The organism is Aurantiacibacter atlanticus (assembly GCF_001077815.2).
Lineage (GTDB): Bacteria > Pseudomonadota > Alphaproteobacteria > Sphingomonadales > Sphingomonadaceae > Alteraurantiacibacter > Alteraurantiacibacter atlanticus.
Map to the genome: position 1 here is coordinate 2,967,862 of NZ_CP011310.1, position 13,462 is coordinate 2,981,323.

Sequence of the window (13,462 nt, forward strand, 5' to 3'; positions counted from 1 at the left end):
AGGCGTAAACTTGCTCTCATGTGCCGCTTGTATGGATTTCGCGCGAGTGAGGCGACCAAGGTCGAATGCACGCTGGTGCATGCGCAAAATGCCCTGATGGTACAGAGCCAGTCTGACCAGGCAGGCAAATCGCACGCGAATGGCTGGGGCATGGTATCTTTTGACGGACGTGTCCCGCATGTGGAGCGGCAGGCGTGGGCGGCCTATCATGGCGAACATTTTCGCCGGGCGGCAGGAAGGATATACGCGAAACAAGTGCTTGCCCATGTTCGCCGGGCGACGGTTGGTGAGCCAACGCTGGCTAACACGCATCCGTTTCTTGATGGCGGCTGGGCGCTCATTCATAATGGCACGATCCCTAATCTCGATCGGGTCCGTCCGCTTTTGCTGGCGCAGCTTCCAGAACATCGCCGCGCGGCGATCACCGGCGACACCGATAGCGAGCATGTGCTGCAATTGCTGCGCGCGATGCAGGATCGCCAGCCCGCCAGACCATCGCTGGATATCCTTGACGCCATGATCGGAATGATCGCCAGATGGTGTCACGAGATAGATCCGAGCGCGCGACTGGGCCTTAATTTGCTGGTTACCGATGGACGCCAGATGATCGGTAGTTGTCTCGGCAGACCGCTGCATTTCGTCGAGCGGCGCGGGGTGCATGATTGCGAGATATGCGGCTTCCCGCATATCCACCACAAACCCCGGCATGCCTATCGGGCGGTAGTGATCGCGTCGGAGCCAATCAGCCATGAAGAGTGGCACGAAGTGCCCGACGGCTCGGTCTACCGCATCGATCCTGATTACCGACTCGAGCTTCGCTCGTTTGCCCTCGGCAATGAGCGAAGCTCGGGTTGAAATTATACACCATGGGCTCTGCATAGATTGATGGTCCTTGGGCATCGTGGCGAGCATCAGCTTACGCAGCACAGCACCCCCCGGCATTAAGTAGACTTCCGGAACACTACGGATAGCGGTTTGGCGGAGATCAAGCCGATCATAGGTTGCAATGGCACACCCGGCTCCAATTCAATCCCGCACGCCGCCAGGCAGAATATGTGTGGTTTCGCGGTGAACGCGCTCCCTCTCGCAGTGCTGATTGCTATCTTTGCTATCGCCGCCAGCGCTGTGTGGTGGGCAGGCTCGCATCTCCCGCGCTATGTCGTCGGCCTCAGCGATAAAACGGGGCTGGGTCAGGGCTTTGCCGGCATGCTGGTGCTGGGCGGGATAACCTCGCTGCCTGAACTGGCGACGGCGACCACCGCCGCTGCCATCGGGGCGCCGTTACTGGCGCTCAATGATGTACTGGGGAGCGCGGCCTTCAATATCCTACTGCTCGCGGTGGCCGATATGCTGCTCGGGCCGCACCCCTTGACCTCAGTCGTCGCTAAGCCGGTCACCCTGATACAGGGTGTTTTGGGAATGATGGTACTGGGGCTTGTCATCGCGGCGATCACATATGGGGAAAGCCAGCTCTTTGGGTTGGCCGGCTTGGGTTCGACATTGGTTTTTGGCTCTGCAGTGGCCGCCATCTGGATTGCCGATCGATCCGAACGCCGACCAATGTGGCTGGTAGTCAATCAACCCGATCTCGCCTTGGCAGCAGAAGCAGAGCACAGTGACATCAGCTGGCACCAGATCTTGCTCGGTCTAAACATGTTAGCTGCGATTATCCTTATTGCCGGAGGAGTTCTGGCGACCAGCGCCACTATGATCGCACAGCAGACCGGCTTGGGCGGCAGCGTTATGGGCTTCCTGTTCGTTTCGGCAGCCACATCTCTGCCGGAACTCAGCGCGATCACCGGAGCTATTCGTAACCAGCGTTATGAATTGGCGATAGGCGAGGTCTTCGGTTCCAACCTTTTCAACATAGCATTCATCTTTGTTATCGATCTTGTCTCCCCCGGTCCGCCCGTGCTCGGACTGGCCGGACCGTTCGAAGCGATGGCGGCGTTGCTTGCGCTGCTGATGTCGGGCGTGTTCGTGCTCGGATTGATCGAGCGGCGCGATCGGACCATCCTGCGGATGGGCGTGGATTCAATCGCGGTGCTATTGGTTTACGGGATTGGCCTTGCCTTGCTGCTGACAATCGCATGATAGCCAGATTCAGAAAGCCCTACAGCGTCCCCCAGACGAAGGTTGCGATATCTAATCTGGCGGACCCGCCAACAGCGCGCAGGCTATCCCGTCCTTTATGGCGCTGTCGGCGATGACACGTGCATCTCATTGCGTGGATAAGCTGCGGCTGGCCAGAACCGACTATTGCTCGCCTGGATATTCCACTAGCGGACCTATCCGGTCGATCACTTCCCGCGCATTGAATGCCCGCATTGTGCCATTGGGCGTGATGCCATCACCAAGACGGATTTCGGCAATCGCCTCGAACCGCTCGACCTCGCGAATATCGACATGGTCGGTCCAGAATGAATGGCCATAATAAGGATACCAGCTGCGCCAGCCGCGTGGGCCGTAATACCGCCATGATGGCTGCCAATAGCCATAATAGGATCCATACCATGGATCATAGAGCGGGTCGCGCCTGACCTCGCGCTCAATATCGTGTTCAACCACGCGGTCTTCGATGGCAAACCAATCCCGCCCCTGCTCCAGCGTCAGCTCCGCCGCGCGGAATAATAGATAGCTCTCCACTTTCTCGCGCGAGGTCAGCGTATTGCCTGCAAAGGATACCCGGTAGCGGTCTTCACCCAAACGCTCATCGCTATAGCCGCCAGCAATCCTGTTGGCCGAGGCGATTGGCTGGTATGGCGTGCTGCGAGAGGCACAGCCCGCTATCACCAAAGATGTTGCCGCCACTGCCGCGATCATCGCCTTTTTCAAAAAGCCGTCCATTGCAAATCTCCTGTGGGCCCATGTCACAGGAGATTTCAGCCAGATAGCGAGAAGCGTGCTATAGGTAATATTCCGTTTTTGACCGAGAACACCAGCGGCTATTTCCTGAGCACGACACGGGCATCAAGCGCGACCACTCCATCCGCATCGGCGATGAGTGGATTGATATCAAGTTCCGCAATCCGGGGGAGCGCCAGCGCGATATTCGACAAGGCGGCGATTACCTCCGCAACCGCGGTCTGATCAGTTGCTGGGACATTGCGATAGCCAGACAATAGACGCGCAATGCGTGTTTCCCCAATCAGTTGCTTCGCCCGCTCTAGATGAACTGGCGGCAGCGCAATGGACTTGTCGTCAATCACTTCAATTGCAGTTCCCCCTGCCCCGAACAGGATCACCGGCCCGAATGAGGGATCGCATGCGATACCGGCAAACAGTTCATGTGCAGCCTTTCGCCGGATCATGGGCTGGATGGCAAAGCCTTCGATCCGGGCTTCTGGAAACCGTGTGGCGATCCGCTTGGCCATAGCGCGCGCCGCCTGCCTGACTGCTGCTGCATCGGCCAGTCCGAGGACCACCCCGCCAAAGTCGGATTTGTGGGTTATGTCGGGTGAGACAATCTTGATCGCATAAGGCGCCGGTAACTCTGTACAGGCCTGCTCCGCCAGTTCGGCCGTCGCGGCGAACTGCGTGGAAACAACGGGGATGCCAAACGCTGCCAGCAATCCTTTAGCCTCAATCTCGCTCAGCAAGTGACGGTTATCCGCAAGAACAGCATCGATGATCGCATCGCCCCGCACAATTGCATCGACATCGGGAGCGCTCGCCCCGTCCGGCAAAATCTGCACCCGCGCCCAGCGCGCAGCAGTCGCATAACCGAATGCCCGAATTGCCTGAGCAGGCGTTGAGAATTCGGGAATGCGGGCAGCGCCAAGAACTTCATGCGAAGACGCGCGATTAGCATCGCCCAACCAACAGGCAATGACGGGCTTCTTGCGCGGAACGGACCCAGCGGCATCGGCCACAGCGCGCGCAGCTTCGCCCGGCATAAGCAAGCCGGTGGGGCAATTCATCGCGAGCACGGCATCAACGCCGTCGTCCGCAAGCACCGCCTCCATGGCGGCCCGATACCGAGCAGATCCCGCATCGCCGATAATATCGACCGGATTGGCCCGTGACCAACCCGGTGGCAGCACCGCATCGAGGCGGGAAACTGTATCATCTGACAATTCGGCAAGCGGCGCAGAGGTGACTTCCATCGCATCGAGCGCCAGCACACCTGCGCCGCCGCCATTGGTGACAATGGCCAGCCGCTCACCCGGCAGCTCTGGAACATCGTCGAGCATTGCGGCAGCATCGAACAAGGCGTCTAGGCTGCTCGCTGTAACGATCCCCGCCTCATGGAAGGCCGCACGATAGACCTCCCATGATCCGGCCAGCGCGCCAGTGTGCGACAGGGCAGCGCGGCCAGCGACAGTTCCGCGCCCCGCCTTCAGCACGATCACAGGTTTGATAGCTGTTACCGCACGGGCCGCTTTGACAAAGGCCCGGCCATCATCCAGCCCTTCCATATAGATCAGGATAGCGCGGGTCTGCGGATCTGCTGCAAGCAATTCGAGCAGTTCATCGAACCCGGTCTGCGCCATATCGCCGATTGACAGGATTGCCGAGAAACCCACGCCGTGCGGAGCCGCCCATTCTACCATTGCCGATGCAATCGCACCGCTTTGCGAAAGCAATGCCAGTTCGCCGGCCGGAGCATCGTGGGAAGCGAAAGACGCATTGATTCCCATATGTGGCAAGATGATACCAAGGCAATTGGGCCCGATAATCCGGATGCCTGCCTCGCGCGCAACGCGCAGCATTTCCTGACCCGGCTCGGTTGTCTTGCCCAGTCCTGCGGAAATTATCACCGCAAGACCAATACCCTTGGCCGCCAATTTACGCAGCACATCTGGCACCAGCCGGGCAGGAATCGCAATCACGGCGAGCGCAGGCCCTGGCGGGACGGTTTGAATGCCCGTGTGACAATGGGCACCGGGAATTACCAGCTTATGAGGGTTGACTGCATGCAGTTCAAACCGGTCTGCCTCGCGCAGCAGATTGGTCAGTACCGCATGACCAACCGAACCTGTTTCCTGCGACGCCCCAACCAGCACGATCCGGCTAGGCCGAAGCCAATGCGGTTCAAGTGAGGGTAGTCGATCCGTCATTTTCTCTCCGGGTCCTAGAACCGAAATGGTGCCCGATAATCATCGAGGCGGCATGCGAAGTCCCAGACGGTTGCGCATTACGCAATGCTCCGGGCAGGTGAACGAAGGAGCCATTTGGTCACCTCTGTCACCAACAAGACTGCAGCTGCTCCGGCAAGGCATTGCCAGAACACGATCATGTGGACCGGCTGGACACCAAGCAAGTTCTGCATCGGAGGGAAGTAGAGTGCTCCGATATGCAAGGTCAGCGCAGCAGCCATGCCGAAAAACATCCAGCCATTTTCAGGCGGGTGCCAGCGCCAGAATGGCCGGTGGAGGCTGCGGACACTCAGCAAGAATGCATTCTGGAACAGCACAACCATCAGCAACACAGCATTGCGCGCTTCAGCTGTAGTGTCGCCCGCTCCAAGATGGGTGGCGAGCATCCAAACAGACATGGCGGTCATCACGATTGCGCCGGGTAACATCAGGATCACCGCTTCCCGATCCAGCAAGGCTGCCAGCTTGCGACGGGGAGGCTGCTGCAATTCATCTCCTTCGCCCCGACCGAACCCAAGCGTGACATCCTGAACCCCATTGGTGACAAGATTGAGCCACAGGAGCTGGACCGGCGTAAGCGGCATTGGCAAGCCAGCAGCCAGCGCGCCCAGAAACATGCAAATCTCGGCCAATCCGGTGGCAACCATAAACAGTACGATTTTTCGCACGTTCAGGAAAGTGACCCGTCCTTCTTCAATCCCGGCTACGATGGTGGCGAAATTGTCATCGGCCAACACCATATCGGCCGCGCCACGTGCAACATCCGTGCCCCCGCGCCCCATTGCCACGCCGATATCCGCCGCGCGCAATGCTGGCCCATCGTTCACGCCATCGCCAGTAACGGCGACGATTTCTTCCGCCTTTTGCAATGCGCGGACGATGGCAAGCTTTTGTGCCGGTTCGATCCTGGCGTAGATGAGGGCGCGACCGACATTCTCTGCAAACTCATCACTCTCACAGTCAAGCGCTGCAAGTTCTACCCCGGTCACCACTGTTTCAGGATTGGTTGAAAGGCCCAGCTGGCGGGCAATGGCAAGCGCTGTGGCCGGATGGTCGCCGGTAATCATGCGCACGCCGATTCCTGCTTCACGACAACGCTCTACTGCTTTGACCACGCCGGAGCGCAGCGGATCACCCAGACCGACAAAGCCAAGCAGGCGCAACCCGTGAAGGTGGTCCTTGATATGTCCATTGTACTGATCCGACATCCCATCCGCGAGGACCAGCACGCGGTAGCCGTCACTGGCCATGCGTTCGACTATGTCAATGCTATCGGGATTGGCATCGGCACACATTGCCAGCACCGTTTCGGGCGCACCTTTGACTACGATCTGGCTCCCTCCGTTCGTCGCCGCCTCGACCGCGGCAAAACGCGCTGCAGGCTCGTAAGGAATGACCGACAAGCGTTCTATACCTAATAAAGTGGCCGGATCGTTGCCCGTTTCCTCGGCGAGATCAAGCAATGCCACATCAACAGCGTCGCCGACCGTACTGCCGGTATCGGTAAGTTGCGCTTCATTGCACAAGGCCGCTGCGCGGCTAAGATCCGACAACGCATCGGGAAAATCTTCGGTCAACCAGTCCTTGCGATTTACAATGGTGCCATCGGGCAAGGCGGCCTGTTCTACCGTCAGGCGATTGAGCGTCAGCGTGCCGGTCTTGTCGCTGGCGATGAGGGTGCAGGCACCGAGTCCCTCCACGGCGGGCAGGGCACGAACAATGACATTGCGCCGTGCCATCCGGCTTGCAGCGGCGGACAAGGCGACGGTAACCGCAATGGGCAAGCCTTCGGGAATGGCCGCGACCGCCAAAGCGATTGCCAGAAGCACGATATCGCGCAGTCCTTCGCCCTGGAGCGCGAGAACGCCTGCCAAAAGAAGGATCAAAAGTATCGTCGCCAACGATATCTGGCGAGCAAGCAGCCCCATCCGCCGTACCAGCGGCGTGTCCACGGCCGTGCGGGTGGCCGCCGCGAGCGTTGTGCCGATCTCGCCCAGGAGTGTCTCGGTACCGGTCGCGACCACTACACCCACGCCGCGCCCCTCTACAACCGTAGTGCCAGCGTGCGCCATTGTCAGACGGTCGCCAGGCGGCGTGTCCATTTCTATGAACGCTTGAGCATCCTTTGCCGCTGGCGCGGATTCACCGGTCATCAGGGATTCGTCAATCCGCAAACCAAGGGATGACAGCAAGCGCAGATCAGCTGTTACTTTGAAGCCGCTTTCCAATTCGACGATGTCGCCCGGCACAATCTCGGCAGAGGGTATTTCCCGCGCAATTCCGCCGCGCCGGATACGGGCTGTTTGCGGCACCAGCATGCGCAAGGCCATAGCGCTCGCATCGGCTTTGTATTCTTGATAGCTGCTGATGAGGGCATTCGTGGTGAGAACGCCGAAAATGAAGATTGCGTCCCATCTGTCTCCGATAGCAAGTGATAAGGCACCTGCACCCAGCAACAGATAGATAAGCGGATTGGTGAACTGGCGTAGGAAGATGCGCAGCGGACCGGAATTTCGCGTTTCCGGCAGGCTATTGCGGCCAAAAGCCGACAATCGTTCATTTGCCTCGGTTTCGTCGAGGCCCGTCACAGACGACTGCGCGCCCGCCAGAGCCTCGCTACAACTCAGCGCATACCAGGACTTTCGCTCCGACTTCATTCTATTGCTAGCGAAACGTCTTCTCGACCAGCATTATCGTCGGGTCATCCGGCTGGGTCCGTACGGTAAAGCCCATTTCGCGCTCAAGACGCAAGGCATCGGCTTGGCTGATACTTTGCAGGGCGTAAATCCGCCTGACGCCCATGGCAGCGGCATAATTGGCGCCATGGTCAAGAAGCATCCAGCTTATCCCTTTATGCTTGGCGTCTTCGCGCGTGCACATTGCAATTTCAGCAGAATCGAAATCTGCATCTGCGACCAGCATGGCAGTCGCAAGAATCTCTCCGTCCTCATCGTCGATCGCCAGGAAATCGATCGAGGAATCATCATCGTCGCGCAACATCGCTTCCAACCGAGCATCGTCCACTTTGCGCAAACCCGAAAGAAAGCGGAAATAGAGATCTTCAGATGTTACCCGTTCAAAGAAACGTTCCAGAGCGCTGCGGTCTTCTGGCCGCGCAGGCGTGATTGTCACCTTCACGCCGGTATGGGTGGTTGCGACAGCATTCCAGCCTTCCTGCGCTTCACGATTGGAGAAACTGCGCGAGGGCGAGTGCTGGTCAGTCGCAGGCGTTGGGCCTGGCGAAGATTTGACGTCTGTCATGAATTAGCTCCTTTTCACAGGAACGGTTTCTGCGCCGCGTGCAATCGGTCGGCCATCCGTAGACATCCGTAGAGCCATGCTGATGCCGGCGTGCCAGCTTCAAAGGATTGCGGGAGTTTCCTGGCGTTTCTCGGTATCTGCCAGACGCAATTGCGGAACCTGATCGCTCCCTGATGCGAGGCCAACCAGAACTGGTAGCGCCTCTCAAGCAATTGGACGGCGCGAAGGTGATCAATACGAGAGCCCAAGATCCGATGCGCCAGGAAGGTCCCTTTGCTAGTCTTGAAGTGATCGACATCCACAAATCCTTTGGCGAGCGGCCTGTTTTGAATGGTCTGTCGTTAACTGTGAGACAAGGAGAGGTCGTTGGGCTGTTCGGACGTGATGGAGCGGGCAAAAGTGTGAGTTTTTATTGCATTCTCGGAATGCTGAAACCCGATGCTGGCCGTATCATGTTGCGCGGAGATGATATTTCACGATTGCCGTTCTACCGTCGCGCGATTCTTGGTTTGGGTTACTTGCCGGAGCAGCCCTCTGTTTTTAGAGGTCTGACGGTCGAACAGAACGTGCAGGCGATGCTGGAAATTTCCGAAACTGATCGGCAGCGTCGCCATGAGCGCCTCGAAACTCTGCTGACAGATCTCAATATTGCGCATCTGCGCAATACGCGGGCGACATCTTTATCGGGCGGCGAGCGCAGAAGGTGCGAAGTCGCTCGCGCGCTGGCCCTCGATCCGTCCGTCATGCTGCTCGATGAACCCTTCGCAGGCATAGATCCGCTTACCATCGCGAGTATCAAAGAGCTGATTCTGAAAATGAAGCGGCGGAATATCGGTATTCTTATAACCGATCAGAATGTGCCCGAGATGCTCGACGTGATCGATCGGGCCTATGTGATCGATCGGGGGCGGATGGTATTCGAAGGATCGTCCGATGAAATGCTCCACAACCCGACCGTTTTACGAACCTACCTTGGCAGCCGACGCTGAACGAGACAAGTTTCGATAATGTCGGAGAGCCTCAAGGTCCCCTGCCATCACTCGTTCGTCCAGTTCGAATTAAGTATCGGTGCTCTCATTCTGGCAGAGGAACTGCAAAGCGCGGTGATGGCACCTAAAAGTCACCCCGGCCCTCTAAGAACCGGGGTGATAGTCTCGGCGGTGAGTCCCATAGGGACTCCGGGAGATTAGAGTTGCCCGCATGCGTTGGGGAAATCGCGCAGGCAGTACCGGGATTACAGCCTCATACGTCCTTCTTTCCGGTATGAATTTCGATTCGGCGTCGACGTGTATCCGCTTCGGCGCTGCGTGGTATCGAGACCCGCAATATGCCGTCGGAAGCCTCGGCTTTGATGTCATCTGTCAGCGCATCGGCAGGAAGGGCTATCCGCCGTTCGAAAGTACCGTAGCTTCTTTCGGAAATGACATAGTCACGATCTGTTTCCTGGCGTTCTTCCTTCTTCTCGCCCTTCAATATCAGCGTGTCGTGATCGACCTGCAAATCGATATCCTCCAACGCGATACCCGGCACCTCGACAGCCACATTATAACAATCATCGGTTTCGGCCATTTCCACCGCAGGCGCTCCTGTAAACGGAAACGCTGAAAGACGTGTGGGGAAATCCTCGATCAAGTGATCGACGCCGCTGCGCATTCTGGCAAGCGGTTCGATGAAGCGTTCAGCAAATCCGTGCTCTGAGCGCGGACGACGCGGGGTTGTGAGTTGGTTGGTCACGATTCAATCCTCTGTCTTGCGGTCATCGGAAGCCAAGAATTAGATCGGGTGCAATCACGCAGCGATACGGAAACATCCGTAGAAAGCCGGATCGGCAGGACTGAGGAACGTGTTTCGATTGTTCGCCGCTTGCAGCTTAGCCCAATGCACATTCGGTTTCTCCATTGGCCTGCCGCAATGCTGCGGCTCCATCACGATTGTAGATGTCTGGGAAAAAACGGATCGTTCCGGTGCGATCAGGCGCAGCGGTAAAATAGGCGACATAAAGAGGGATTTTATGCGACAGCGGAATCGTGACGGTTCTTCCAGCTTTAATAGCTTGCTCGATTTCGGATGCCCCCCAACCGTCAGGAGACAGCAAGGTTTCCGCAAACTGTAGCGCCCTGTCTACCCTCACGCAGCCATGGCTGCGTGCGCGCTCTTCCAGCGTGAACAGTTCGCGATTGGAGGTGTCATGAAGGATGACAGCAAACCGGTTTGGCATTACAAGCTTCATCCGCCCCAGCGTATTATTGTCGCCCGGCATCTGCCGATATCGCCCGTTAGTGTAGACATAGCCCTGCGCACGCGCAGCAGTTGGATTTTGGCGCACGAAAGCAGCGATTCCTTCAGCCGCGATGCTGGATGGAATGTTCCACCAGGGGTTCAGCACGACGCCAGACACGTCCACAGAAAATACCGGAGTGGGGGATGACGGCTTGCCGACGATCACCCGCCAGCTATCCATGATTGTGGTACCCTCCCACAGAGTCAATTCCTGCGCTGCGGAATTGACGATCAAATAGCGCCCCTCCGCCGGGATAGGTATGCTGCGCCAGCGCGCCAGGTTGAGCGCCAACAGCTGGCGGCGCGCAACATTTGTCTCGTTTGTGTAAGCTGTCGCAAGGGCGCTGTAATGGGGATGATCGGGACGGGCTGCGCGGATCACCAGATCGATCCGGTCGGCAGATAATGCCTCGGCAATCCTATCGCGCAGCGTCTGATCGGTTACCGATTGCGCGATATGCCAGTTCTCCGGCATCGTGTCGCCGCAGCATTGCCCGTGATATGCACGCAGCAATTGCAATGCAGCCGTATCGGATACCTCGTTCAAATGATCTCGCTCGCCTGTATCGATCGCCTCGCGCAGATCACGGGCTGTTTGCATCGGCAATTCGATCGCTTCGTCACCGGCCCGCAGCACCCATTGCAAGAGATTTTCGGCTTGGGCCGGCCGCCAGTTGCCCCGAGCATGGTTGTTCGCGGTATCCTGTGCATTCAGAGGCATGAAGCCTGCAACAAATAGCAACAGGATCAGAAACAAATTTCGCATTGGGCGCATTTCCTCCGCCTTGCCGGACGGCGAAATAAGGACATGTCCGTAGAGAGGCTCGGGTCTTGACCGGCTATAATATCCAATTGCGAACCAAGTGCCGCCCGGTCGGCATTTCGGCCTGTTTTGCGGATTAAATTCAGTCTGGCTCAACGGGTAGCATGGCGGATCTGGAAGCCTTGAGCTGCTTGCGATTGTCCGCACTACCCAAAGGATGTTGTTATTCCCCCAGCATATTGGCACTTGATACCTAAAATGGCGAAAGACCCACCTTCCATCAGCCCTTCCGCGCTGCACCCGTTCGGTGGCCCGGATGTTCTTCATGCGCTGATCGACACCGTGCCCGATGCGATGGTCGTAATCGATACGAGCGGCAACATCCTGTCGTTCAGCACGGGGGCTGAGCTGATGTTTGGCTATTCCGAAGCCGAGGTGCTGGGTGAGAATGTCAGCCTCCTCATGCCCTCGCCCGATCGTGAGCGGCACGACGGCTATTTGCGTCAATATATGGAAACAGGGAAACGGCGGGTCATTGGGATCGGTCGCGTGACAACAGCCAGGGCGCGCGATGGGGCGACCTTCCCGATCGATCTTTCCGTTGGCGAGGTCAATCTGGCCGATAAGCGTTTGTTCGCAGGCTTCATTCGGGATTTGACCGATAGCCGTCAAACCGAACAGCAATTACATTCCTTGCAGGCAGAATTGGCGCATGTCTCGCGCATTTCCTCCATGGGCACGCTTGCTACTTCTATTGCCCACGAACTTAACCAGCCGCTGACCGCGATTGCGAATTATGTCGAAGGTGCGCAAGACTTGCTGGACGAGCCCAGCGCGCACAACATTGACCAAGTTCGCTATGCGTTACGGGAAAGTGCCGATGAAGCGCTTCGTGCTGGACAAATCGTACAGCGGCTGCGCGAATTTATCGCGCGCGGAGAGACTACCCGGACCTTTGCCAGCATTTCGAAACTGGTGAATGAGGCCACAGCTCTCGCTCTGATAAACGGCGATGCCCGCGGCGTAGAATTCGAGCAGGCGCTTTCCGATGAAGAAGACAAGGTGCTGGTCGATCCCGTCCAGATCCAGCAGGTGCTTGTCAATCTGATCCGCAATGCAGTCGAGGCGATGAGCGAAAGCACGATTAAGCGGCTGTTTATCTCCAGTCATCTGAATTCTGATGGCATGATGGTCGTCACTGTCAGCGATAGCGGTCCAGGGCTGGACGAGCATGTCGCCGAACGTCTTTTCCATCCTTTCGTGAGCACCAAAGCTAGTGGAATGGGCCTGGGTCTCTCCATCGCGCACACCATTATCAACGCCCATGACGGCAAGATCTGGGCTGAACCCTCACCTATGGGCGGAACACAATTCCATTTCTCGCTCGTCACGCAAAGGACACTGCCGGACGATGACTGACTATCCAGTTTATCTCATCGATGACGATGATGGCGTTCGCCGATCGGTCGGCTTTATGCTCAAGACGTCAGGCTACCGGGTGGAAACGTTTGAATCCGGAGAGGAATTGCTTTCGCATCTGAGAGATCTCGTCCCAGGCTACATCCTGCTCGATGTCAGAATGCCAGGGCGGGATGGTCTGGAGATCCAGACCGAGTTGCGTGAACGTGGCGTCACTCATCCTGTCATCGTCATGACCGGGCACGGCGATATTGATATGGCGGTAAAGGCCATGAAAAACGGAGCCTCCGATTTTATCGAAAAGCCATTCGGGAAATCCACTCTGCTTGGCGCACTCGAGAATGCTGGCAACCGTCTTGCCGATAATGGTCTTCGGCATGCGCGGCGCGATGAAGCACAAGTTCTCATCAACGGTCTGACGCAGCGAGAGACTGAAGTGTTGGCGGGTCTGGTCAAAGGCTATCCCAACAAGACGATCGGCTACGACCTTGGGATCAGCCCGCGCACAGTCGAAATCCACCGCGCCAATGTGATGAACAAGCTGGAAGTCCACAATCTTTCCGACCTGCTCCGCATCGCATTCGCCGCAGAAATTGGCGAAAAGGAATGAGAGAGATCAAGGCGATGCTTGCCCCTTATT

11 protein-coding genes are annotated in these 13,462 nt (G+C 57.5%); 5 read left to right on the forward strand and 6 right to left on the reverse strand.

Going from position 1 to position 13,462, the window contains the following annotated elements; genetic code table 11:
* The first annotated feature begins 18 nt into the window (after window positions 1-18).
* Together CP97_RS14400 and CP97_RS14405 are read left to right on the forward strand one after the other, a co-directional pair.
* Window positions 19-855 (forward strand): class II glutamine amidotransferase, encoded by an 837-nt coding sequence (locus tag CP97_RS14400; RefSeq protein WP_048886523.1) that lies wholly within the window; start codon window positions 19-21, stop codon window positions 853-855.
* A 120-nt stretch (window positions 856-975) separates the two neighbouring features.
* Window positions 976-2,094 (forward strand): sodium:calcium antiporter, encoded by a 1,119-nt coding sequence (locus tag CP97_RS14405; protein WP_227819618.1) that lies wholly within the window; start codon window positions 976-978, stop codon window positions 2,092-2,094.
* A 162-nt stretch (window positions 2,095-2,256) separates the two neighbouring features.
* Here CP97_RS14405 and CP97_RS14410 read toward each other — a convergent pair whose 3' ends face one another.
* From CP97_RS14410 to CP97_RS14425, 4 genes are all read right to left on the reverse strand, one after another.
* Window positions 2,257-2,847: a CC0125/CC1285 family lipoprotein gene (locus CP97_RS14410; RefSeq protein ID WP_048886524.1), complete on the reverse strand. Its 591-nt coding sequence runs from the start codon at window positions 2,845-2,847 to the stop codon at window positions 2,257-2,259.
* 98 nt (window positions 2,848-2,945) lie between these two features.
* Window positions 2,946-5,060 (reverse strand): acetate--CoA ligase family protein, encoded by a 2,115-nt coding sequence (locus CP97_RS14415; RefSeq protein ID WP_082863845.1) that lies wholly within the window; start codon window positions 5,058-5,060, stop codon window positions 2,946-2,948.
* A gap of 77 nt (window positions 5,061-5,137) precedes the next feature.
* Window positions 5,138-7,756, reverse strand: a complete 2,619-nt coding sequence (locus tag CP97_RS14420) for a cation-translocating P-type ATPase (protein WP_048886525.1) — start codon at window positions 7,754-7,756, stop codon at window positions 5,138-5,140.
* A gap of 7 nt (window positions 7,757-7,763) precedes the next feature.
* Entirely contained in the window at window positions 7,764-8,360 is a 597-nt protein-coding gene (locus CP97_RS14425) for a GNAT family N-acetyltransferase (protein ID WP_082863846.1), read from the reverse strand.
* Between the two features lie 254 nt (window positions 8,361-8,614).
* Here CP97_RS14425 and lptB point away from each other — a divergent pair, with 254 nt between their 5' ends.
* A complete protein-coding gene (lptB, locus tag CP97_RS14430) occupies window positions 8,615-9,349 on the forward strand; it encodes an LPS export ABC transporter ATP-binding protein (protein ID WP_048887055.1) in 735 nt (244 codons plus the stop codon).
* 253 nt (window positions 9,350-9,602) lie between these two features.
* Here the strand turns inward: lptB and CP97_RS14435 are convergent, their stop codons facing one another.
* Window positions 9,603-10,094, reverse strand: coding sequence for an Hsp20/alpha crystallin family protein (locus tag CP97_RS14435; RefSeq protein WP_048886526.1), 492 nt, complete (start codon window positions 10,092-10,094; stop codon window positions 9,603-9,605).
* A 136-nt stretch (window positions 10,095-10,230) separates the two neighbouring features.
* A complete protein-coding gene (locus tag CP97_RS14440) occupies window positions 10,231-11,406 on the reverse strand; it encodes a L,D-transpeptidase family protein (RefSeq protein ID WP_048886527.1) in 1,176 nt (391 codons plus the stop codon).
* Window positions 11,407-11,661: 255 nt separating this feature from the next.
* On the opposite strand from CP97_RS14440, the gene CP97_RS14445 reads away from it, so the two are divergent.
* Together CP97_RS14445 and CP97_RS14450 are read left to right on the forward strand one after the other, a co-directional pair.
* The gene (locus tag CP97_RS14445; RefSeq protein WP_048886528.1) at window positions 11,662-12,822 is read left to right on the forward strand and encodes a PAS domain-containing sensor histidine kinase; all 1,161 of its coding nucleotides are present in this window, start codon (window positions 11,662-11,664) and stop codon (window positions 12,820-12,822) included.
* Window positions 12,815-13,432: a response regulator transcription factor gene (locus tag CP97_RS14450; RefSeq protein WP_048886529.1), complete on the forward strand. Its 618-nt coding sequence runs from the start codon at window positions 12,815-12,817 to the stop codon at window positions 13,430-13,432. Before CP97_RS14445 ends, CP97_RS14450 begins: the two co-directional genes overlap by 8 nt.
* The last annotated feature ends 30 nt before the right edge of the window (window positions 13,433-13,462 follow it).

Excerpts from the sequence above, each read along its gene's own strand:
- CP97_RS14410 (WP_048886524.1), bottom strand. The coding sequence starts at position 2,847 with ATGGACGGCTTTTTGAAAAAGGCGATGATCGCGGCAGTGGCGGCAACA.
- CP97_RS14420 (WP_048886525.1), bottom strand. The coding sequence starts at position 7,756 with ATGAAGTCGGAGCGAAAGTCCTGGTATGCGCTGAGTTGTAGCGAGGCT.
- CP97_RS14415 (WP_082863845.1), bottom strand. The coding sequence starts at position 5,060 with ATGACGGATCGACTACCCTCACTTGAACCGCATTGGCTTCGGCCTAGC.
- lptB (WP_048887055.1), top strand. The coding sequence starts at position 8,615 with ATGCGCCAGGAAGGTCCCTTTGCTAGTCTTGAAGTGATCGACATCCAC.
- CP97_RS14450 (WP_048886529.1), top strand. The coding sequence starts at position 12,815 with ATGACTGACTATCCAGTTTATCTCATCGATGACGATGATGGCGTTCGC.
- CP97_RS14440 (WP_048886527.1), bottom strand. The coding sequence starts at position 11,406 with ATGCGAAATTTGTTTCTGATCCTGTTGCTATTTGTTGCAGGCTTCATG.
- CP97_RS14445 (WP_048886528.1), top strand. The coding sequence starts at position 11,662 with ATGGCGAAAGACCCACCTTCCATCAGCCCTTCCGCGCTGCACCCGTTC.
- CP97_RS14400 (WP_048886523.1), top strand. The coding sequence starts at position 19 with ATGTGCCGCTTGTATGGATTTCGCGCGAGTGAGGCGACCAAGGTCGAA.
- CP97_RS14425 (WP_082863846.1), bottom strand. The coding sequence starts at position 8,360 with ATGACAGACGTCAAATCTTCGCCAGGCCCAACGCCTGCGACTGACCAG.